Source organism: Aliidiomarina soli (assembly GCF_003986975.1).
In the GTDB taxonomy this organism is placed as follows: Bacteria; Pseudomonadota; Gammaproteobacteria; order Enterobacterales; family Alteromonadaceae; genus Aliidiomarina; species Aliidiomarina soli.
Window position 1 is genome coordinate 218,944 of the sequence record NZ_PIPO01000004.1, and the last position, 21,862, is coordinate 240,805.

Sequence of the window (21,862 nt, forward strand, 5' to 3'; positions counted from 1 at the left end):
TACCACAGAAAAAAATTCCGGGTAAAGGATATCTAAAGATACTGACCCCGGAAATAGCACCCTAAAACGTGTATAATACGCCCCGGTTTTACATTTCTATGTGTTCAGAAGAAAGGTAGTTGTACGTATGGTTGGTTGGACGATTGCAGTTGTTGTAGTACTGGTAGCCTTATATTTCCTGTTGTTCGGGTCCAACGCAATTGCCGTGCTGGCAATCAAAGGAGACCAGTGTAAAGTAGTTAAAGGCTCCTTTAGCCCGGCCTTTCAGGGTGAGGCAGAACGTTTGCTAAAAGGGGCGAATGGTAAGGTCAAAGTCGAGCCGGAACACAATTATATGGTGCTTAAATTCGAAGGTGACTTTAGCGAGCAACAGCGCCAGGCACTGACTAATATTTTCCCGCATGAGAACTATCGTTCTGCCTGCTCCGCATTTAAGAAATTTCGCTAACGCGCCTTGCCACCGCCCGGTCGCAGTGACCCGAGTGGTGTAAAACATGACGGGGACCACGTGTGGTCCCCGCAGGTCCTTTAAGGCGTCATACTTGCCTGGGCTGCATCAAGCTCTTGATTCGCTTTTTCCATCAGAAACTCCTGATAAAGCTCAGTGTCATCAGTCATTTCTGCTTCTGCTAACAGCCGCTGAACGTTTTCTTCATAGCCTTTTTCATTTAGTCCGACCAGAACGTACACCCCGCCAGTTGGCGTCTGCACAGTATGATAAATACGGGTATAGGTCAGCTGCATCGAGGTAACGGTTCGCTGTACACGCTCAATATTTGCCGTGGACAGGTTACGCCCGTTAACGGTCTGTTCATCGACCAGCGATTGCAGGCGACTGTTGACGTGGGTGCTGAAGTTCGCGGCAATTTGCGCCCGCGCTTCTGCGGCGGCGGCATCGGTCATGACGCCCATGCCAGAGCCTAAGCGCGGTGAATAACCAACGCCCTGGATCCAGATACCTTCAACCGGTGCATAACAAACCCAGTCCGGAGCGCTGGTGCGGGGAGCATCGGGGAACATGCAGTTTTCGTAAGAAAGCTGACTATCAGGAGAGCTGCTACAACCGATCAGTAAGGCAACAGCTGGCAACGCGAGTAAGGTCTTTTTTAACATAATTATCTACCGCTCAAGTGACGAGTAAGTGGTTAGCTTAAGTTTTTTGTAAAGATCCGTCTACCAGTTCAGTCGATTGATTTAAAAAAGGTTTCGGTGCATCCGTTCGGCATAGTCGTCCGTCATCCCGGCGATATAGTCGCAGAGCACCCGGTCTGCGGCGCTTTGCCCTGCCTGATTAAATGCCTCCTGCCAACGGGCGCGGGTATTTCGCGGTAGCAACCGGGTTGGCTCGGTGTGAAACGCGGTAAACAGGTTTAACAGCATATTCTGGCTGCGGTAGCGTAATTGCTGGATGTCAGGCTGATTAATAACGCATTCGAAGACCACGCCCTTTAATGCATCCAATAGCTGGCGTTCTGCTGCAGGCAAGGTCACGTTGTAGCGTAACAGCGGCTCCTCAGCTTGCGGCAGGACGTCTTCGACCCGCACACAGGTGACGAATATATTGACCAGCGCGCCGATAGCATTCTTGCGCTGATGGTGGCTGGTTGAAAATAGCTGAGTTTCAAGTTCGCGTAGCAACGCCCGTAAACCGGGGTGCAGCGCTTCGATCAACGAATCCATATGAGTCTGCCACTGATGCTGGTTCAGTGTGCCGGTTACCACGGCGTCCTCCAGATCATGGACGCCATAGGCAATGTCATCGGCCAGCTCCATCATCGATGCATCAAACGACTTGTGCAATGATCGTTGCCACGGGCTTGCTTCAAGAGTCTGGGTTTGTTGAAACACGGCACGGTCATTCTGATTCAGCGGTGCAAGCACCCAGTCGAGAATATCTCCATCCTCTGCAAAAATTGCTTTCGCTGGCTTCCATTTTCCGAGTGCTCCCGGATTGTTTTCATCCGCAGGCAATGGCAGCTCCGGCATTACCACTGGGTATTTCAACAGCCCGAGCAGGGTGCGTCGGGTTAAGTCCATACCATATTGCTCATGGTACGCTTCCAGTCGCGCCACGATCCGAAATGTCTGACCATTGCCTTCAAATCCGCCGGAACGCAGCATTTTGAAGTTCAGCGCGGTTTCGCCCCCGTGACCAAAAGGCGGATGGCCAATATCGTGAGCCAGGCAAAGGGCTTCCATCAGGTTCTCGTCCGGCAGCAGAGCCCGCTCGAACTCATTGCCCTGGTGGCGCACGTGGTTGATCAATGACGAACCAATCTGCGCGGCTTCCAGTGAATGGGTAAGGCGGGTCCGGTAAAAGTCATTTTCGCCTACATTCATAATCTGAGTCTTGGACTGCAAGCGACGAAAGGCGGCAGAGTGGAGGACGCGGGCACGGTCCCGCTGCCAGGCGGTGCGCATGTCACCGCTGCGCTGCTTATTCGGGCCTGAGCGTCTATCTTGCCACACGGGATTACTCAGATCAGTCATGCTATTTCCTGCTTCATCAGTTAGTGCGCTCATGCTACCGAAGGGCGCAGTGGTGGGCAATCAACAATGGGCGTCATTAGCCCGTTTTCATCCGTTACTTTTCACTCAACTTTGGTATAGTCCAAACAGAATAATAACATTTGAGGCACAATCATGTGGTGGCATAAATACTATATCGAACTAAAGTGGACCGGCATTTTTGCCAGTGCACTCCTGCTATGGATGTTCGCCGAGCGAATGGTTGGTCTGCACTCTGTTCATGTTGCACAACACCCGTTGTACACCAGTTTGTTCGCTATTGTCGCTGTGGCCATTTATATTCTGGCACTGCGCGAGAAGCGAGACCGGGCATACAGCGGTGAGATGAGCTGGCAACAGGGTTTCCACTGTGGGCTACGCATCAGCGTGCTGGTCGCTGTGTTAAGCCCGCTGCTGCAATGGATTATTCATCGCCTGATTAGCCCTCACTTTTTTACCAATGCGGCAACCCATGCCGTGCAAAGCGGGAAGATGACGCCGGCGGAAGCAGGTCAGTATTTTGACCTCAGTAGCTATATCATTCAGGCCACTATTGGCGCGCTACTGATGGGTGTTATTACCTCTGCTTTGGTGGCCTTTTTCGTGCGCAGTCGTCGACCTGATTAATAAATATCGCGCAGATAACGCTGTTGAGTCTGCAGGATGGTGACGACCGCCGGGCCTAACAGGCTATGCAGACAAGCATCCACTGACTCGCCGAGACCAGCAGCACTGCCGCAAACATAAATGCAGGCGCCGCGCATCAGCAAATCACGGAGGCGTTGCGGGTGTGCCATAAGTGCATCCTGGACGTAGGAGAAAGGCTGTTCAGGACTGCGCGAAAAGCAGGCGTCCCAATGACCTAAAGTACCGTCATCACAGGCATGCTGCCATTGCTGCCATAGCGGCAGGTCAAATCGCGCGTCGCGCTCACCAGTAATTAGCCAGTCGCCCTGCACACCGGCCTGTTGGCGATATTGTAGCAGCGCGCGAACGCCTGCCAGGCCGCTGCCAGCGCCTATCATGATCACAGGGGTGTGGACGCTAAGCCTGGTTAGTGCAAGGCCTGACTGGATGCGGATGAGGATCTCGCTACCGCCGTCCACGCGCTCCGTCAGCCAGTGGGAGCCAACCCCCGGAGTCCCATCCGTGCGGGTGACCTGACGAATAATAAGTTCAAGTTGGCCTGACCCCTGGCTGTCATAGTTGGCGACACTGTAGCTACGTTGTTCGCCATTGGGCAGTTGCACCTGAGCAATATCCCCAGGCTCGAAGCGTAGCGGTGCGGGACCAAGCGCACTCATCCGAACCAGGTAAAGGCTGGGGTTAGGGCTTTGTGGGTTTAGTTCTTCGCGGTGCAGTAACCGACAGGACAGCGCTGTTGTAGTCTGGTTTTCGACCAGCTGAAACTGATGTTGCAACTGCTGCTGCCACTGTTGCAATGCGCTTGACGCCTGCCGATCGACTTCGATGACGGGCCACAAGCGAGTGGCGCCGGCGTGTTGCAATGCCTGGTCCAGGCAGTGGCCAAAGGCGCAAAAGTTGGCGTAGTGGCGATCACCCAATGCCAGTACAGCATAACGGAGCTGGCTCAGTTCAGGCCAGCTGTTGCCGGTCGCCGATGCGTTCAACGGATGGCGACCTAAGTGATCACGAACAAATGCCGTTGCATGATCCGGTGCGACGCCGTCGCCAAAGGTACTCACCACAAAAAGCGCGACTTTGCATCCGGCAAGTGTCTGCGGGCTAATCTCGTCAAGCGCATACAAACGAGCCGCAGGGGAATGAACAGTCGTATTGAGCTCACGGGCGGCGTTAAATTGTTGCAGATAGCGTTCAGCCAGACGCCGGGCGGTACCGCTTTGGCTGGCATACACCAGAACAATGTCGTGCTGCTCTGAGGCCCCGGCAAGTGCAGGACGCTGGCGCAGCCACCACAGGCTGGCCAGGGTCCAAATCACCGTCAGCGCGCTGGCGTAGGCGATTTCCATAGTTTACTCCGGTAACACTTCCAGGGTTACCGCATAGCTACCGCGACGGCTGGTAGCCGGTGCTGGCGCACTCTCGTCCTGATAGCTGGCTTCAAGCCAGTACATACCAGGCTCGGTCCATTGCACTTCAAAGCGGCCCTCACTGTCTGTGGTAAATTCCGTTTCCCCTTGCTGGTTGCGGTAACGCGCACCATCTTTGATCAAAATCACTTCTGCAGCAGATGCAGGCTCGCCGTCGATCATTAGCTGGAACTGCGCCGTTTCGCCGTTGAACAAGTCATTAGGATGGGTGTGAAAGACCATTTCCAGGCCTTCACCCGTCGCTGCGATGGTCTGCTGGGTCGGCGCACCAGCGGTGACGAAGGTTTCGATACGGCGTGACATTAAGCCGATCTGAACATTCTCAGCGTCGTCCGGAACCGCGTCACTAAGTGCTGCATCATTGTGTGGCTGACCGCGGCCAGGGAACATGCCGCGCGAACCGTCGCTGTTCTGCCAGCGGGCAGTCATGCCCCGCGATGCAGAGGCAATACGATAGGTACCAGGCTCTGCCAGTGTCAGATCAAAACTGGTGCGAAAGCGCCCCGTGTGCAGGTTTTGCAGTTCAACCTGCTCACCCTGATTATTGTGCGCTTCAAGGCCATCGCTGCGTAGCGCATGATAGTCCGCAATGAAAATAGAGTTCGAAATGGCACCGTCGATGGTGACCATGGGTTCGTCGCCTGCCAGGACGGTGCTTTGCGGTAGCAGCCAGGCACGGTGGGCGAACGCCGGGGCACTGATGACGCTGGCGCAGACCGCCGCGGCCAGCAAGCCGTGCTTGAATACTGAGGTATTAATTTTCATAGTGATCACTCCGTTAGTAAAAGTAGATAGGCGTTTAATGAGCATGCAGGCGCACACGACCTAACTCATGCTCTCCTTGTTGCTCCTGAAGAAGCCCTGCGTTAGCAGGCCAGCTAAAGGGTAAACGCAGGTGTTCGCGACCACCGACTTCGCGGGCCGCTTCAATATGAAGGATGTAGTCACCGCGCTCTAATGCCTGCAAAGCGGACTCGCGGACGCTGATTGAGTGGTTGCCTGGTGCCCGGGTAGCGCCACTGACACCGTCGACCGGTAAATCGAGCTGACGACCGGAGCGGCGCCACCACTGGCGTAAATCAGGCAGCCATTTATGACCTTCCTGATTGGCCATGGCGGTGTCGTACCAGACTTCGATGTCGCTCACCCGTTGCTGGTGAGGGTCACTGACCCAGATTGCTATATAAGGACGGTGATATTCGGCGACACTGAGACGGGGAATCTCAACTTCGACAGTCAGGTTTGTATCCGCTTGCGCGGCAGGGCTCATCAGCAGGACTACGCTGTTAAACACGGCAAAGATTACGGCAAAGATTGTGACTGAACGCATAAGGACTCCTTGTATATGGCATTTTCAGCTGTGGTTGGTAAGTAGTAAAAGAACAACGGGGACAAGTACTCCCAAAGTGGTGAGCGGCCAGGTAGCACGACGGGTACGCTGCTGACGTAGCAGCAGCCATAAACCGGTTAGCGCGAAAATGACACAGAACAAGGCCACCAGGTCAATAAACCACGACCAGGCGACGCCGGTATGGCGCCCTTTATGGAGATCGTTCAAGTAGGCTATCAAGCCACGCGAGGTCTGTTCGTAAACCAGTTGTTCACTGTACATTTCAAGACTCAGCCAGGCGTCGCCCCCGGGGCGCGGCAAGCTCAGGTAAAGCTCATCTTCATACCATTCGATATCCGCCTGTTGCCCTGCGCTCAGGCGCAACGAGGTTAGTTGTCTGATAATCGCATTCAGCTCTGCCGTTACCTTTTCAGCGTTGAGGCTCTCCTGCAGGGCGGTCAGTTGTGTTTCATTTAGTTGTATTTCGACACTGGTGGTACGAGGCGTTGCTTCAATTGAGCCAGCATGGTTAAGGGTAAAGCCGGTGACCGCAAAGAGTAGTAATGCCGCCAGGCAGACCGCCGAGCTGACCCAATGCCACTGGCGAAGGCTCCCCAATGAGAAGCGTTTATGTGTCGGGCGAATCGTCATCACACTAAATAAACCTAAATGAGAACTGTTATCAAAAAGTGCTTGCAAGTTTAATGATAACCATTATCATTCGCAACATATTTTTATTCTCTCTCATAAAAAAGTTGCAGGAGCACATTAATGAAAGTCCTTCCCATGTTTGCTTTATCCGGTGTCATGAGCGCCCTACTGGCGGGTGCAGTTGGTGCTGAGGCCTCTGCCGCGGCAATGACCGAAGAAGAACTGGCGCGGATGGAAGTGATGGTGGTCACCGCCTCCGGTTTTGAACAGAAGCTGACAGATGCACCCGCCAGCGTCAGCGTTATCAGCCGCGAAGAGCTGCAGAACCGGCCCTACGCTGGTTTAGCAGACGCGTTACGTGACCTGGAAGGGGTTGATGTGGGCGCCGGACAGGATAAAAACGGCAATATTAGTATCACGATGCGTGGCCTGCCGGCGGATTACACCCTGATCCTGATTGACGGCCGTCGGCAAAGTGATATTGGCAACATTGGACCGAATAACTTCGGTAACAGCCAGTTCATGTACATGCCCCCGATTGAAGCGATTGAACGCATTGAGGTGGTCCGCGGGCCGATGTCGACGCTCTATGGTGCGGATGCGATTGGTGGGGTGGTCAATATTATTACGCGTAAGAATATGGACAGCTGGCACGGTAGCGCGACCGCCGGCGCGACCACGCAGACGGATTCGCAGTATGGCGACGACAGTAATCTCGAAGTTTACCTGACCGGGCCTCTGATCCCGAACCGGCTGTCGATGAGTGTGTATGGCAGCCTGTTTACCCGTGGCGATAGTGAACCGACCTATCAGGAAGCGTTGCCGCTACCCGACGGCAGTATATGGGAAGACAGCGGTAGCTTTGGCGACCGTAAAATTGTTGGGGCTAAACTATACAATTCCGGGTTAAATCTGACATTTACCCCCCACCAGGATCACGATGTTGTGGTTGCCTATGATCAGGCTAATCAGCGCTACGACAACCGTTTAGGCCAGGTTGGTACCCTTGATCAGCCAGAGAGCTTATGGCGTGCAACAGGTGGTATTGTGCAACCGCGCGTTGGTTACACACCCTGGCAACGGGTTGAGCGAGAGCAGCTTGTGCTGTCGCATACCGGACGTTGGGATTTCGGTACCAGTACCACCCAGATAACCCGCAGCCGCAGTGCCAACTATGGTCGTTCGTTGCCGTTGACGCTGGGTGAACGAGCACAGGTACAAACGCTCTGGGACCAGGCGGTGACAGACCAGGGCCTTGACCGCCCGGAGTTAACCGACGATATTCGTGCCGAGCTTGAAGCAAGCTTTCTGCCGCGGCCGATGCGAACGCTGCAAATTGATAATCTGATCATAGACAGTAAATTAGAAAGCAGTGTCGGCAGCCATTTCTTCGTCGTCGGTGCGCAGTATTTTGATGCCGACATGGAAGACGGTGTATTTGGCATGTACGGTGACGATTTTGCTGACGGAGTTGTTCAGCGCCACCGGCAATGGGCTGTATTTGGTGAAGACAACTGGGATCTGAACCAGGATTTGACCCTGACCTATGGCCTGCGTTACGACGATCACCAGGTTTTCGGTGACCAGATCAGCCCGCGGGTCTATCTGACTCATCGCTATGGTGCGGACTGGACGCTGAAAGGTGGGGTAAGCACCGGCTATAAAACGCCTCAGCCAAACCAGCTGTTCCCGGGCATTGTCGGCTTCGGTGGCCAGGGTGTGCACCCGATGGTGGGCTCGCCGGACTTGCAACCAGAGACCAGCGTGAATTATGAGATGGCAGCGTACTACGACAATGGCGATAACCTGAACGCCAACGTCACGGTTTTCTACAATGATTTCGACGACAAGATCATCCGTCAGGATAACCTGCCCAATTGTGAAGTGGCGGCCAGCGGTCAGCGTTGCGTGGATATCGGAGAAGGCTGGGCAGACCTCGGATACACCGCCTTTTCGCAAAGCCAGAATGTTGATCAGGCAGTTACCCAGGGCATCGAGGTGGCGGGGCGTTACCACTTCACTCCAGCGGTGTCATTGCGTGCCAACTACACCTTTACCGACAGTGAAGTGCGCAGTGGCGCCGACGCCGGTTTACCGTTAGTGAATACCCCGGAGCACATGTTCAATACCAATCTGCGCTGGCAGGCAACTGACAAGCTAAGCCTTGCATTGCAGGCTGAAGTGCGCGGTGAACGTTTCCGTGGAACGGCCAATGTCAGTGGGCCTCAGGGGCCGGAGACACAGAAACTTTATTACAAAGCGTATGAGCTGTTCCATTTGAGCGCTCAGTACCGGGTTAACGACAACCTGCGCTTCAATGCGCGAATTAATAACCTGCTCGACAATGATCTTTCCAGCCGCAGCTGTCTGCTGGCTGAGAATGAACTGGAGTACAGCTGCGCGCCGGATTACAACACAACCCAGCGTGCCCGCAGCCTTTGGGTGTCTGCGAACTACCAGTTTTAATCAGTCTTTTCCTGTTCTGGGAATGCAGGTAGACTGAGTCTATCTGATGGTAAAAAAGCGTCCGGCCATGCAGTGCAGCGGACGCTTTTTCATTTGCGAAGCCTTGTTTTATGTCCCAGTTATTACGAATTATTTTAATCCATACCCACTTACCTGGCGTGATTGAGCTTGATCTTCAGGGTCATGCCAACATCTGTGGTACCAATGCGTCGGGGAAAACTACCTTACAGCGCCTGATACCGGTTTTTTTTGGTGAACAGCCAAACCGGGTGGTGCCGAAAACCCGCGATCGTTTCGACGTGTTCTACCTGCCCTTCCAGAACTCGTACCTGATTTACGACTATCAGCGGGCGGATGGCAGCCAAGCCCAGGTGGTGCTAACGAAACGCAACGATGGCGTGGATTACCGTTTTGTTGATGCCCCATATGAGCCAACCCAATACCTCGAGGAAACCGCAGATGGGGCGAAAGGGCTCGGCTATCATGCCTGGGCGCAGCGTCTGCGCGCGCTGGAAATAGAAAGCAGCCATAAGATCTCGGCCACCAGTGAGTACCGCGCTATTATTCAGAATGACCTCAGTGCAATGCGCAATAACCGCAAAGATCAGCTTAAACTGCGCCAGTTAGCCGCCCGTTACGGGCTGGTAAGCGGCAGCCATCGGTTGCGCCATATTGAAAAGCTGGTGAGTGCGGTACATGCCAAAGAAGGCAAAATGGACACCCTCAAGAGCATGCTGGCGACAATTCTTGAGGAAGATGGCTATCAACGCCCTGAAAATACCTTTAAGCCGGCGAAAATTAAGGCCTGGATTAAAGAAATGCGGCAGTTCATGCAGATGGATAATCTGCAGGCGTATTACGCTGAGATCGAACAATGTCTGGCAGATACGGCAGCCAGCAAGAGTCAGCTGTGGCAACTCAAACCTCTAGTAGAGCAGGATCGTAGCCAGTTACTTACGCAAACAGCCGATGTCGAAGCGCAGCTGAATACCCTGCATAAGCAACAGGAAGAGCTTGATACTAGCTACCGGGCACAAAAGCGAGAGCTTGATGACGCCCGGAGTGAAACAGAAAGCCGCTACCAACAGGTCCAGCGCGACCTGGAGCTGGCTCAGTCGAAGCGCGATCGTTACCTCGATAGCGGCATCGAAGAAGTCGCCCAGGACAGCAAAGAACTCCCCGCCTGGCAGCAAAAACTGGAAGAGCAAACCCGCCATTTGCAGCTGATGCTGGAAAAGAATGCGGATATTGCGCAGCAGCTGGATCAGCGTAAAAGTGAATTGAGTGAAGTCCTTGACCGTTTACAGCGGAAAAACCAGCAGCGCTGTGACGAACTGCGCGCTGAGCAGGGGCAGATACGCTCAACTCAGGATGAAACCCTGACCCGGCTGCAGCAGCAGACCACGCAGCAGGTTGAGCAGATGCAGCTTGATCTGCATGAAACTCTGCAGCGTCTGCAGCGTGAACAGGTCAGTCTGGAAACTCAGCTTAGCATTGCCCCGCTGGATGCCGATGAACGGGAACGTATGCAACTGGCCGATGCCCGTATTGAAGACGCTCAGCAGGCACTGGAAACCGCCACCGAGGTACTTGCCCGGGAAGACGATACCGTGCAGCAACGGCGAACTCAGCGCGAACAGGCTGACCGTGAGTTGACGCAATGCCGCCAGCAACTGCATCAGACTAAAGCGCGTTATAAACAGTTGCAGGCGCAGACTAACCCGGAACATGGCAGCCTGCGTCAGGCACTGCGTGAACACAAGCCGGACTGGGAGCAGAACCTTGGTAAGGTGCTGTCCGAGGAGCTACTTCAGCGGACCGACTTGTCACCGCGTTTCAGTGCTGGTGATGATTCGCTGTATGGGTTGTCACTCGACCTCAGCGCAGTGGAGAGTCCGCATTTTGCGTTAGCCGAAGCGCAGCTGGAAACTGAACTACAGACAGCGGCCGATGCAGCGGCAACAGCAGAACAGCAGTGTGAACTTGCCGAATCAGCCTTAAGTAAAGCTCACCAGGCATATAAGGATGCAGAGCAGGTGGCCCAGCAGGCGCGCCAGGCACAACGCCGCTGTCAGCAGGATCTTGAGTACGCCCGTGACGGCAAAAAAAGGCTGCAGGCTGAGCAGGATGCTCTGGTCAAAGAGCGCCAGCAGAGCAACCGTAAGCGCCTCAAAGTGTTGCAGGACGAAGAGCAAAAAACGCGTGAAAGTCACCAGCAACGACTGCAACAAGTGCGTCATGACGCGAAGGCGCTTGAACTTGAACACAAAGCGGATTTTCAGGAACAGTTGAGTAAGCTGGATGACGACATTAGCCAGTACGCTCGTCAGGTAGATGACATGCGCAGTGTTCATGCGCAACAAGTGAAAGAGCTGCAGGCACGGGTTAGCGACGAACTGGCCGAGGCTGGGGTCGACAGTCAGCAGCTACAGACTTTGAAGGCAGACACTGAAACTTTGCGCGAGCGGATAGCCAATACCAAAGAGCGCCAGCACGAACTCAGCGAGTACGATGATTTTATGCGCAGCACCTGGAACCGTTTGCGCCCGGGTTGGATGGAGCAGGAACAGCAATTAAAGAGCACCCTGACCCGGCTCGACAGTGAACTGACTGAACTCAAGCAACAGACCAAACTGCAACGCAAAGCGCTGGAGCAGGAAGACAAACGTGGCAAAGAGCAGCTCCATCAGCAACAAAGCCTGAACAAAGAGCTGGACAATGCGCTGGCGCGTTTCAATGAGCTGACGCAGCACCGCGACTTTGCTGAGCCGGTATCGGCAGCAACTGAGAGTAGTTTCGGCGATACCCGTGAACGCTTGCAGCGGATACTGGAAGCACTGAACAGTTACGCCCACAGTAGCCGAAAACTGCGAGAGCAGTGCGAGCGGTTTAGCGCTACCCTGCGCCGTGATGCCAGTGCTGATTTTGAGCACATGATCGAACGAGAGTTCGCTACCCTGAGCGACAATGACAACGTGCAGGAGCACGCACGAGTGCTTGGTGAGTTGCTCAACATTCTGCAGGACCAGCAGTCACAGATTGTGGAGCAAGGTCGCAACATTGGCGGCGGGCTGCAAAGCTTCTTTAAAGTTTTTGACGATATTAACCGTCGGGTCAGTCAATACAGCCGACGACTGACGGACGCGGTGGGTGACGAGCTGGTGCTGGAAGGGATCAGCCGTTCCGAGGTTCACATTTCCTCGACCATTGATGAGCTTAATTTCTGGCAGCCACTGAAAGAATTGAGTCAGCTGTTTCAGCAATGGAGTGAATCCGGTCAGCGCCTGCCGCCGGAGGCTTACCTTGACCGCCTTGCCGATGTGGCCGAGCTGCTTCGCGCCGATCAGGACTACAGCCTGGAGTCGTTGCTGAAACTCGAGCTGTACCTTAATGAAAGCGGGTCGGAACTGATAATTCGCAATGACCGGCAGTTGCTGGAGTCGTCCAGCCACGGCATGGCCTACCTGATTCTGTGCAAGTTCCTGCTGGCGTTTACTCGTTTGTTGCGAGGCGATAGCGCGGTGACTATTCACTGGCCGATAGATGAAATAGGTACACTTGCTTACCACAACGTAGAGAAGCTATTTCAGGCCTGCGACAGCAACGCGATTCACGTGGTAGGTGCGTTCCCGAACCCGGAGTCTGATGTCTTGCTGCTCTTCCGCCACCGGTATCTGATTGAGCCGCACCCTGAGCTGAAAGGGAAAGGCCAGCTCAAGCGTATTCAGCCGCGCCAGTCACCGCTGAGCGCTAAGCTTGAGGCAACCCTGGCTGACCAGCACGTGATGGAGACAAGCGAATGATTGAGCAGTATGGACCTTTAGTGGAGCGTTTGCTGAGCGGTGCCTTTATTTGCCCTTTTAGTGACCCCGACAACTACCGCCGTTTGCAGAATGATGAGGTGCGGCAAGCTTTGGATGAGTATCTGCGTCCACTGAACCGGCGACTGGCACAAAGCCAGGGCAGCGGAGTGTATTTTCTGGGTTACCTGAACTTTGACGAGCAGGCGCGTGATGTTCTTAAAAGCCAGTTTAGTCAGACCCTGCAGTCATTGATGCCATTGCTGGAATGGATGCTCATGGTGCAGGAAGCACTGGGTCGCGACGGTGCGCTAACGGCAGGCGACAGCATTAAATTGCAGGAGTTTGTTCTTAAGACAGAAGACAATCAAAGCCTGCGTCACCGTTTGCAGCTGCTGGCCAATGATCGTTTTTTCAATTCACAGGCTGACTCTGTCGATGCGCAGGTAAAGCAAATCTTTAAACGCTTGCGGGAGCATGGCTATGTGCGCCAGCCCCATGCCGAACGGCAGTATTTTGAAGTTACCGGAAAGGTCGATTACCTGGTTGATCTGGTCCGTTTTATTCGCGACGAAGAGAACCTGCCAGTCAGTGACGAAGCGGAGCAGGAGGCCTTGTTGTAATGGTTTCAGCGACGCAGCCTGAATTTCGTGAGCAGCAGTTAACCAGCTCGATGCTGGCGCTTGGTACTGAGCGCCTGGCGTTGATAGGTAAACACAGTTCATTGCTGATGCAGGCGTATTTACAAGGCGAGCTGGCGGATAACCAGCTGTCCGATCGTGCTATTCGCAAGCTGGTGCAGGCAAATCTGATCTATCAGCCGGATGAAAGCCGGGGGTTTTTGCTACGTCCGCAACTGGCCGATCTGATTGCTAGTATGGTCACCGACGAGAACCGTCGGCATATCAATGCGGATGTCGCCGATAAGCTGGAAACCATTCGCTTGCGGGTGAAAACCTATCGCGACGCACAGCAACGGGGCGATACCACCAAAGCTCAATTCCAACTGCAATTGCTGACCGGCCTGGTGCATGACTTAGGCGGACAGTTTGGCGAAGCCATGGACAGTTTGTGGCATCGACTGAACAGCAACTTTGGCTTTGTTGCCAGCCTGGCCGATAAAATTCGTGAAAACCACAGAGCGCAACAGCAAATCGGTCGCTTGCTGGACGGACTTAACTATGTCGATTTTGCCGAGCTGATAGCCCTCGGTGAAGGTGACGTACATTTGCGTAAGCTTCTGGTTAGTCAGTTGCAACGGCAGCTAAACGCCCACCATAGCAGCTTGCTTGAGGTTCAGAGACGCCTTGTTCAGCTTATGGGCCGTTACCGTGAACAGCAGGCCCGCAGTGTGCTGCTGACCAATATGGCCAGCTTTCTGCGTGAACACAGTAACTTTCAGGTTGGAGACTACGCCTGGCGCAGTCAGGTTCCTGAGCTGATAAACCAGGCTCAGCCTATTTTGCCCGCCGCCGCCATTAGCCTCGATCAGCACGCTGCGCTTGAGGTTGCCACTGGCTTGATGGCGAGTATGCCGCGACCGACTAGCAATAAAGAATCAGTGCCAAGCGAACAAGCCGAACGGGTGGCGACGGTTGCGAATCCGCAGGTTGAAGCACGCCAGCAGGCGTTAAAAGCGGATGTGGAGGCGCTCTTACTGCACGTTGTTGACCAGGGCAAACAGCAGGCTGGGGTGTCTGCACTGCAGTACCTGCGCGAAAAGAATCTCAGCTGGGATGCGGAGGTCTGGCTGCTGCAGATCCTCGGCGAGTATCAATCTCTACCGCCCCAGCAGCGTCATTTATTCAGCCTCCGGCGCGACGAGCAACGCGCCCATCCGTTCAATGATTTGCTGTTAATTGCCGATCTCGAACTTAGCTTTCAACCAGCGTCTCAAGGGCAAGCTCAATCATTGAGGTAAACGCCTGCTCGCGCTGTTTGCTGGTCACTGCAGCGCCCGTTTCAAGACAGTCAGAGACGGTTAGCAGGCAGGCGGCTTGTTTTTGCAGTGTTTGCGCAATATGGAACAGAGCGAAGGCTTCCATTTCAACGGCGACACAGCCATAGTCACGATAAATGTCGCGGTAATCTTCAGCATCATGACGATAAAAGACATCGCTGGAGTGAACCCGGGCCAGTTGCAGTCTGTCTTCAACACCCATGGCCCTGGCCGTGCTGAACAGTTGCATATTGAGGTCGTGGTGCGGGTAGGCAATTTTACAGTCGTGGCCTGAGTAGAAGCGGGCAAAGGTTGATTCGGTCCAGGCACTGTTCGCCACCAGTACATCAAACAGACTGAGCGCGCGGGTGTAGGCACCGCAGCTGCCGACCCGAATAATCCGTTCCACATTGTACTGAGTGTATAGCTCGTGTGCGTATATACCGAGACTCGGCATACCCATGCCACTTCCCATTACGCTGACCGGCCGGCCTTTGTAGGTGCCAGTAAAGCCGAGGATATTGCGGATTTTGTTAAAGGGGGTGACATCACAGAGAAAATGCTCAGCAATGAACTTCGCACGCAACGGGTCGCCAGGCATTAAAAGGCTGGTGGCGATAGCACCGGGTTCGGCTGCAATATGGGGTGTACTCATAAGCTCTGCAACTGGTTTAAAACGCTATTATAGGTGCAAAGCAGGTGCGTTTATTGATACACAGCAACGAATACACGGACTAGCTAGTCGCGTACGGTAAAATCTGTGTAGTGGTCGCCCGTGGCATCCTGCTTGTCGACGTCTATTGCAGTTACCCTGGCGTTTGCAGGCCCTTGCCAGCACCAGTCAAGCAATGCCTGTAACTGCGATATATCCCCTTCTGCGACCAGTTCCACCGAACCGTCCTCGCAATTTCGCACGTAGCCCCTAAGATCCAGCGCCTGCGCTTGTTGCGCGCTGTTTTTACGATAAAAAACACCCTGTACTGTGCCTTTAATCTGCAGTGTCCAACGTTGCATCTGACGCTCCTTGGTGCTTTTATGAGAGGGATTGTTGATATTCTACAAGGTGACTGTGTTGACGGTAAATTTCAAGTCTCGGTTAGTGGCGGCCAGGCCGTATCAAAGCAAAGCGAAAGAATTTGAGAATGAAGAGCACGCCATTCGGGGGTTCGAGCGGGCGCTGGAAAGTGACCGCGGACGAATTATTAACTCGGCAGCGGTGCGGCGTTTACAGCAGAAGACTCAGGTTTTTCCGCTCGAGCGCAATGCTGCCGTGCGAAGCCGGTTAACCCATTCACTGGAGGTTCAGCAAACCGGTCGTTTCATTACCCGTACGGTGTTTGAAAAACTCGGTGAGCGCGCGGCAGACTATGGATTGCTTGGTTATGAGCGTGCTGTTGAGTCGATGGTGGAAATGGCCTGTCTGATGCACGACATTGGCAACCCACCGTTTGGTCATTTCGGTGAAGCAGCGATTTCCAAATGGTTTGCCAACCATGCCGCGGCATTTCCGGGCTTTCAGCATGAGCACCCAGCACGCCAGGCGTTGCTACGTGAACTGGCTCAGTTTGAAGGCAATGCGCAAGGCATTCGCATCGTCACCAGCCTGCAACGACTCAACCTGACCTTCGCCCAGACGGCCTGCATTATGAAATACACCCGCGCCGCCAGTGAAGCAAAGCCCGGGCCAGAGGATGCCCTGGCGTACGTGCAGAAAAAACCAGGCTTCTATGAATCAGAGCGGCCTTACATTGAGAGCTTGCAAGCGGCATTGCAACTTCAGGCCGGGCATCGTTATCCGTTGACGTATCTGATGGAAGCTGCCGATGACATCTCGTATTGTCTGGCGGATATTGAAGATGGTGTGGATAAAGGCTTGCTCAGTATCGCTCGCTTAAAAATTCTGCTCGAAGAGGAGTTTGCCGCCTGTTACCCGACTGAGCCAGACGGTAAATTTTTCCGCCAGCGCAGTTTTACTCAGGTTACCGAGTACGCTTATAAACGTCATTGCGACGAGCCGATTAACAAAGAACATGAATTTTTTGTCTGGTTACGGGTGCAACTGATCCATCCGTTGGTGGAGCATGCCGCTGAGGTGTTTGTGAATAACATGGAGGCAATTCATGATGGCAGCTTCAATCGCGCCTTACTGGAGGACAGTTCGCCTTGCCATGCAGTTATTTCGACCCTGAAACGGGTTGCACGGCGCCATATTTTTGCCGTGGCGGAAGTGCAGACCCTGGAATTGCAGGGCTATCGAATTTTAACCGGGCTGTTAGACGCCTATGCGCCATTGTTGCACTTGCCGCAAGAAGAGTTTCAGGCATTGCTGGAGGGAGAGAGCGATTCTCATCTACTCGAAAGCCGTTTACTGAGCAGGCTGGCGAACAAGCATCTGGCGGCGTATACCAAGCTAGCCGCCCGGCCCCATGATGACCCGGTATTGTGGGAGCAGTATGCGCGTTGTCGCTTATTGCAGGATATGGTCAGTGGTATGACTGACCAGTTTGCATTGGATGAATTTAATGTGCTGAGCGCGCGGTTTTGATGCTGCGCTGCGAGTTAACTGCTAATGAGCGTGCTAGCATTGCTAGGCTAATTGCCGCTCTAAAAACTGAGCAAACCAGCGATCTATTTGCGCCAGGCTGGTCATCAGCCTGTGGTCATCATCCACCAGATGAAGCTCACAGCGTTGTTCAGTGGCGAAGCGAATGGAATGGTTGACCGGGATAATGTCATCCTGCCAGCCATGCACAATCGCTAAATTTGGTAACCTCTGCTGGGGTGCCCGGTGTTCATATCCCGGCATGTAGATCGCCGGGGCAAGCACAAAACAAGCCCTGACTGCAAAGCGGTCAGCGCTTTGCAGGGCGACAAAACCGCCCATACTGGAACCGACCAGGATGGTCTGCTGCGGGTCCTCGTTGCTCAACCGTTGACACAGGCGCTCAACTCTCAGGTCAGGATCCATGGTGTCCTGGTAATCGATACTATCGACAGTGCAGCCGAGCTGCTTGGCGGTACTGGCGAGCTGCTGAATTTTGCTGCCCCAGGGCCCACTTTCCTTACCGTGAGAGAAGATAACCTGCATTATTCGGTCTGCCTTACGCGTTATCACGCATCATTGAGCTGAAACTTAGAAATACTACTTTGCAGTGAACGCGCCAGTTGTTCAAGACCAGCCGATGCCTCACTTACATCACGGGCGCCGCGCGAGGACTCAGATGCAGTGTCAGTGATGCGGCGGAAGTTCTGGTTGATCTCGTCCGCGACAGCACTCTGCTCTTCTGCTGCGGTGGCAATTTGCGCGTTCATATCATTGAGTCGGGTTACTGACTGATTGATGGTCGCCAGCGATTCACCGGCGCGACGTGCCTGTTCGACACTGGTCGCGGCCTGTTCGTTGCCGCGTTGCATCACATCAACGGCTTGTGCAGCACCGGCCTGAACCCGTTCAATAATGGTATTAATTTGCGCGGTCGAGTCCTGAGTCCGGGTTGCCAGGTTGCGCACTTCATCAGCCACCACGGCAAAACCACGGCCATGTTCGCCAGCTCGAGCTGCTTCAATAGCCGCATTCAGCGCCAGAAGGTTGGTTTGCTCAGCAATCGCCTGAATAACTTCCAGCACGGTACCGATTTCGCGGGTTTCGTCCTGCAGGCGACCAATCACGTCGGCCGCTTCGGCGACTTCATTGGCAAGGCTGTTAATTGCCTGCTGATTGGCGCTCACTTCGTGTTCTCCGGCACGGAACTCTTCCTGCGCAGACTCTGCTACGTCGGCGGCCTGCACGGTGTGGCTGGCCACTTCCTGGACTGTCATCGACATTTGTTCAATGGCGCTGGCGCCTTGAGTGGTCTCGTCCTGTTGCTTATCAATTAAGGCTTCGTTTTGCTGGGCGGTACGGGCCAGTTGCACCGAGGCCGCCGCTACGTCGGAGGACGCCTGCATGGTTTCGCTGATCATCGAGCGCAGATCTTTAGCCAGGGTGCCAACCGCCGCCATAATACTGCGCGGATGTTTGGTTTTAACACTCACTCCGAGATCACCACGGGAAATACGTCCAATCAGGGTCAGTGCATCCTCGGGTTCACCGCCGATGGTTTTAACCATGCGTTGCACTGTGGTGTATGCAATAATGGCGCCGGCGATCAATGCAATCACGGTAATCGTTAGCATCGCCGCGGCAAACCCGGTGGTGTCTTCAACCACTCCGTCGACCTGGCTGGATATACTGGCTTCCTGATAATCAATCAGTGCATTTACCGCCGCCAGCCATTCGGTATATGCCGGCGAAACGGTGGCTAGCAAGTAGGCTCTGGCCTCATCGTAACGACTTTCGTTAATGAACTGCTGAGTTCGCTCGGTGGCAGTCAGTGTACGTTCTTCAATCTGGTTAATGCGTTGCAACAAACGTCGCTCTTCAGCGGAGGGTGTGCCGTTGGCATACAGGCGGTCCAGTTCTTCGGCCGCGTCCTGATAGAACGCTTTTAGCGTTTCAATTTCAGCATAGAATTCACTGGCCGCATCGCGATCACGAACCAGCACTGCATCGCGAATGGAGATGGCCCGGTCATGCACGCTGCCGCGGAAGTTAATAGCCTGACGTTGTTCAACACTATCCTGTTGATTAACGTTGCTTAACACGCGGTCAATTTGGACAACCTGATACACGCCGTAGACGGTCAGTCCCAGCATCAGAACGAGAATAAGGCCGAAGCCGAAGTAAAGACGTGTTGCTATACGCATGATAGGCACCCTGATTTAATACTGTAAGTTAATACTTTTTGATTTATTGATTCTTTTTACGCTTAAGAAGCGTTAAAGGTTCACTTAAATAGAATATTTTTCGCGCCTACAATTTCACGGTATTTGCGATATACTCAGCAGGCATACACACAACCTGGGTAGTACTATGAAGCAAACAGCTTTTGCCAAATTCTGGCTTCTCGCCGTCGCCTTTTTCGTCCTTTCGGCATGCTCTGATATGAGCAGCGAGCCAACCTTGGATTTAAGCAACGAGAGTGCATTTGAAGCTTCAGTGGAGCAAGTCATGCAATCTCTGGATGAACAATCTCAGACTGAGTTTTCAGACGCTCTGAGTTTGATCATGTTCGATGAATTGATGGCAGGTACCTCAGCCGGGATGCCCGAGGAAGAAATTGAGCAGGCGATCTATCAGCGCCTGCACGGTAAGACCGGCGAGCAGGTTATCCAGGATATGGAAGAAAACCTTTAGGTTTGCTGTTTAATCATTTAAAAGGCCGCATTTGCGGCCTTTTTCTATTCATTCTGGCTAACGTAATACGCTGCTTAAGCGAGTGACAATGCGTCAATGTCTTTGCTGGCTGCCTGAATTGATTCCTGGCGCTGGCTGTCACTGATGTTGACACCTTCGGCGCGAATAATAACCACGTCGGTGATACCAACAAAACCCAGTACCGTTTTCAGGTAGCTTTCCTGGTGGTCGAGGGCACTGGCTTCGCCTTCAGAGTAAAAACCACCGCGGGCCGAAGCAATATAAGCACGTTTACCGGTTAACAAACCTTCCGGACCGTTCTCGGTATAGCGGAAAGTACGGCCTGCCTGTGCGATACGGTCGACCCAGGCTTTCAACTGACTTGGAATCGTGAAGTTGTACATAGGTGCGCCAATGACCAGCACGTCTGCAGCAAAAATCTCATCCAGTAGGGCTTCAGTTACGTTCAACTCTTCGGCTTGACGTGGGCTGCGGTCCTGCTGATCGGTACTTGCTGCCATGATAATTTCAGCATCCAGGTGGCTGACCGGTTCACTGGCAAGATCACGGGTTTTAATGTCGGCGTTACTATTTTCCATCTGCAAGCGCTGCACAACTTTACCGCTTAACTGGGTTGAAACTGAATTATCACCGAACAGACCTGCATTAATATGTAAAATGTTCATTGCGTACCTCATTAATTAGAAACAAAGATTAGAAACAAAGATTGAAGAACAGAGATTAAGTAATATTGATGATTGAATCTTAACACGTCCCAAATAACTAACTAGATACCTAAATCAAAACTTACTGTTCCATATATGGGTTAAGTTGGTTGGTATGCGTACAACTAAGGCCTGATTGGGGGGGGGAGATGCAAGATCTAACGAATTTAGCGTTGTTTGCGCATGTTGCTGAGCATGGCAGCTTCAGTCAGGCAGCCCGCGCTTTAGGCATGCCCAAAAGTACCCTGAGCCGCCGTATCAGCGATCTGGAAGAAGCGCAGGGCGTCCGTTTACTGAATCGGACCACGCGCAGGTTGAGTCTGACCGATGTCGGTCGCGAGTTTCTGGTCCATTGTCAGACCCTGGTTCAGGCTGCGGAAGCGGCTGAACAGGTGACCCAGTTTGTCCAGGAGAAGCCACGCGGACGGGTACGAATAAGCTCACCGCATGCCTTAAGTCAGAGTTTGCTAATTAAAATTCTGCCCGCTTTTATGCAGCGTTACCCGGATGTGCAACTGGATTTGATGGTCTCCAATTCACCGGTCAATCTGGTCAGCGAACAAATAGACGTTGCCCTGCGGGTGCGTTCAAGCATTGAAGACTCGTCGCTGATAGCGCGACCTTTGGCGCCTTCACCACCCGCTTTATTTGCCCATCCTGATTTTATTCGTGAGCGCGGCGAACCTAAGCACCCTACCGATCTGGTCAACTGGCCCTCGTTGTCGATGCATTATACCCATGGCCGATATCAGTACGACTTCACCTCGTGCCAGGGCGAGTCAATTTCGCTGACCTATCAGCCACGCCTGATTACTGACGACCTATGGGTGTTGCGCGAGGCAGCCAGTGAGAAACAGGGTATGGTGATGCTGCCGGTCTATTTGTGTCGTGAGTACGTCGAGAAGGGCTTACTGGCGCCGGTATTGCCGACATGGCGGCTGCCAGTTGGTAACATGCATCTGGTTTACCAGCATCGCCGAGGACTGTTGCCTGCAGTTCGGGTACTGATCGATTTTCTGCTCCAAGAGATGCCGAAAGCGGCCCGCGACGCAGGTATCGGTGAGCTTTCCGATGCCTGGGGTGAACAAAACTGATAGTCTTAATAGCAAGGCGATAAATAGCAAGAGGAGCCAGC

20 protein-coding genes are annotated in these 21,862 nt (G+C 53.6%); 9 read left to right on the top strand and 11 right to left on the bottom strand.

Going from position 1 to position 21,862, the window contains the following annotated elements; genetic code table 11:
- Positions 1–127 precede the first annotated feature (127 nt).
- The gene (locus tag CWE14_RS10145) at positions 128–448 is read left to right on the top strand and encodes a DUF3634 family protein (RefSeq protein WP_126799277.1); all 321 of its coding nucleotides are present in this window, start codon (positions 128–130) and stop codon (positions 446–448) included.
- Between the two features lie 80 nt (positions 449–528).
- On the opposite strand, the gene CWE14_RS10150 is transcribed toward CWE14_RS10145, so the two are convergent.
- Both CWE14_RS10150 and CWE14_RS10155 read right to left on the bottom strand, forming a co-directional pair.
- Positions 529–1,113, bottom strand: a complete 585-nt coding sequence (locus CWE14_RS10150; RefSeq protein WP_126799278.1) for an LPP20 family lipoprotein — start codon at positions 1,111–1,113, stop codon at positions 529–531.
- An 81-nt stretch (positions 1,114–1,194) separates the two neighbouring features.
- Positions 1,195–2,481: an anti-phage deoxyguanosine triphosphatase gene (locus CWE14_RS10155; RefSeq protein ID WP_198676582.1), complete on the bottom strand. Its 1,287-nt coding sequence runs from the start codon at positions 2,479–2,481 to the stop codon at positions 1,195–1,197.
- A gap of 162 nt (positions 2,482–2,643) precedes the next feature.
- Here CWE14_RS10155 and CWE14_RS10160 point away from each other — a divergent pair, with 162 nt between their 5' ends.
- Positions 2,644–3,135 (top strand): DUF4199 domain-containing protein, encoded by a 492-nt coding sequence (locus tag CWE14_RS10160; RefSeq protein ID WP_126799280.1) that lies wholly within the window; start codon positions 2,644–2,646, stop codon positions 3,133–3,135.
- Here CWE14_RS10160 and CWE14_RS10165 read toward each other — a convergent pair.
- The 4 genes from CWE14_RS10165 to CWE14_RS14800 are packed head-to-tail and all read right to left on the bottom strand — an operon-like array spanning position 3,132 to position 6,561.
- Positions 3,132–4,499 carry an NADPH cytochrome P450 oxidoreductase family protein gene (locus CWE14_RS10165; protein ID WP_126799281.1) on the bottom strand — a complete coding sequence of 456 codons (1,368 nt, stop codon included), beginning with the start codon at positions 4,497–4,499 and terminating at the stop codon, positions 3,132–3,134. The two genes, CWE14_RS10160 and CWE14_RS10165, sit on opposite strands and share 4 nt — an antisense overlap.
- A gap of 3 nt (positions 4,500–4,502) precedes the next feature.
- Complete coding sequence (locus tag CWE14_RS10170; protein ID WP_126799282.1) at positions 4,503–5,345, bottom strand: DUF4198 domain-containing protein; 843 nt, start codon at positions 5,343–5,345, stop codon at positions 4,503–4,505.
- Between the two features lie 34 nt (positions 5,346–5,379).
- Positions 5,380–5,910, bottom strand: coding sequence for a DUF2271 domain-containing protein (locus tag CWE14_RS14795; RefSeq protein WP_241972378.1), 531 nt, complete (start codon positions 5,908–5,910; stop codon positions 5,380–5,382).
- Positions 5,911–5,934: 24 nt separating this feature from the next.
- Positions 5,935–6,561 (bottom strand): PepSY-associated TM helix domain-containing protein, encoded by a 627-nt coding sequence (locus CWE14_RS14800; protein WP_241972384.1) that lies wholly within the window; start codon positions 6,559–6,561, stop codon positions 5,935–5,937.
- A 120-nt stretch (positions 6,562–6,681) separates the two neighbouring features.
- On the opposite strand from CWE14_RS14800, the gene CWE14_RS10180 reads away from it, so the two are divergent.
- The 4 genes from CWE14_RS10180 (at position 6,682) to CWE14_RS10195 (ending at position 14,748) form a co-directional block, all read left to right on the top strand.
- Entirely contained in the window at positions 6,682–9,027 is a 2,346-nt protein-coding gene (locus tag CWE14_RS10180) for a TonB-dependent receptor domain-containing protein (RefSeq protein WP_126799283.1), read from the top strand.
- Positions 9,028–9,137: 110 nt separating this feature from the next.
- Positions 9,138–12,830 (top strand): ATP-binding protein, encoded by a 3,693-nt coding sequence (locus CWE14_RS10185; protein WP_126799284.1) that lies wholly within the window; start codon positions 9,138–9,140, stop codon positions 12,828–12,830.
- Positions 12,827–13,450 (top strand): condensin complex protein MksE, encoded by a 624-nt coding sequence (locus CWE14_RS10190; RefSeq protein WP_126799285.1) that lies wholly within the window; start codon positions 12,827–12,829, stop codon positions 13,448–13,450. Before CWE14_RS10185 ends, CWE14_RS10190 begins: the two co-directional genes overlap by 4 nt.
- Positions 13,450–14,748: a hypothetical protein gene (locus CWE14_RS10195; RefSeq protein ID WP_126799286.1), complete on the top strand. Its 1,299-nt coding sequence runs from the start codon at positions 13,450–13,452 to the stop codon at positions 14,746–14,748. Before CWE14_RS10190 ends, CWE14_RS10195 begins: the two co-directional genes overlap by 1 nt.
- On the opposite strand, the gene deoD is transcribed toward CWE14_RS10195, so the two are convergent.
- Together deoD and CWE14_RS10205 are read right to left on the bottom strand one after the other, a co-directional pair.
- Entirely contained in the window at positions 14,702–15,421 is a 720-nt protein-coding gene (gene deoD / locus CWE14_RS10200) for a purine-nucleoside phosphorylase (RefSeq protein WP_126799287.1), read from the bottom strand. The two genes, CWE14_RS10195 and deoD, sit on opposite strands and share 47 nt — an antisense overlap.
- An 83-nt stretch (positions 15,422–15,504) precedes the next feature.
- A complete protein-coding gene (locus tag CWE14_RS10205) occupies positions 15,505–15,780 on the bottom strand; it encodes an acylphosphatase (protein ID WP_126799288.1) in 276 nt (91 codons plus the stop codon).
- A gap of 58 nt (positions 15,781–15,838) precedes the next feature.
- Here CWE14_RS10205 and dgt point away from each other — a divergent pair, with 58 nt between their 5' ends.
- Positions 15,839–17,311 carry a dGTPase gene (dgt, locus tag CWE14_RS10210; protein ID WP_126799289.1) on the top strand — a complete coding sequence of 491 codons (1,473 nt, stop codon included), beginning with the start codon at positions 15,839–15,841 and terminating at the stop codon, positions 17,309–17,311.
- A gap of 42 nt (positions 17,312–17,353) precedes the next feature.
- On the opposite strand, the gene CWE14_RS10215 is transcribed toward dgt, so the two are convergent.
- Both CWE14_RS10215 and CWE14_RS10220 read right to left on the bottom strand, forming a co-directional pair.
- The gene (locus tag CWE14_RS10215) at positions 17,354–17,854 is read right to left on the bottom strand and encodes an alpha/beta hydrolase (RefSeq protein ID WP_126799290.1); all 501 of its coding nucleotides are present in this window, start codon (positions 17,852–17,854) and stop codon (positions 17,354–17,356) included.
- A gap of 23 nt (positions 17,855–17,877) precedes the next feature.
- Positions 17,878–19,512 carry a methyl-accepting chemotaxis protein gene (locus CWE14_RS10220; RefSeq protein WP_126799291.1) on the bottom strand — a complete coding sequence of 545 codons (1,635 nt, stop codon included), beginning with the start codon at positions 19,510–19,512 and terminating at the stop codon, positions 17,878–17,880.
- Between the two features lie 166 nt (positions 19,513–19,678).
- On the opposite strand from CWE14_RS10220, the gene CWE14_RS10225 reads away from it, so the two are divergent.
- Positions 19,679–20,002: a DUF6694 family lipoprotein gene (locus tag CWE14_RS10225; RefSeq protein ID WP_126799292.1), complete on the top strand. Its 324-nt coding sequence runs from the start codon at positions 19,679–19,681 to the stop codon at positions 20,000–20,002.
- Positions 20,003–20,076: 74 nt separating this feature from the next.
- Here the strand turns inward: CWE14_RS10225 and CWE14_RS10230 are convergent, their stop codons facing one another.
- The gene (locus tag CWE14_RS10230) at positions 20,077–20,688 is read right to left on the bottom strand and encodes an FMN-dependent NADH-azoreductase (protein WP_126799293.1); all 612 of its coding nucleotides are present in this window, start codon (positions 20,686–20,688) and stop codon (positions 20,077–20,079) included.
- A gap of 188 nt (positions 20,689–20,876) precedes the next feature.
- Here CWE14_RS10230 and CWE14_RS10235 point away from each other — a divergent pair, with 188 nt between their 5' ends.
- Positions 20,877–21,821 carry a LysR substrate-binding domain-containing protein gene (locus CWE14_RS10235; protein ID WP_126799294.1) on the top strand — a complete coding sequence of 315 codons (945 nt, stop codon included), beginning with the start codon at positions 20,877–20,879 and terminating at the stop codon, positions 21,819–21,821.
- The last annotated feature ends 41 nt before the right edge of the window (positions 21,822–21,862 follow it).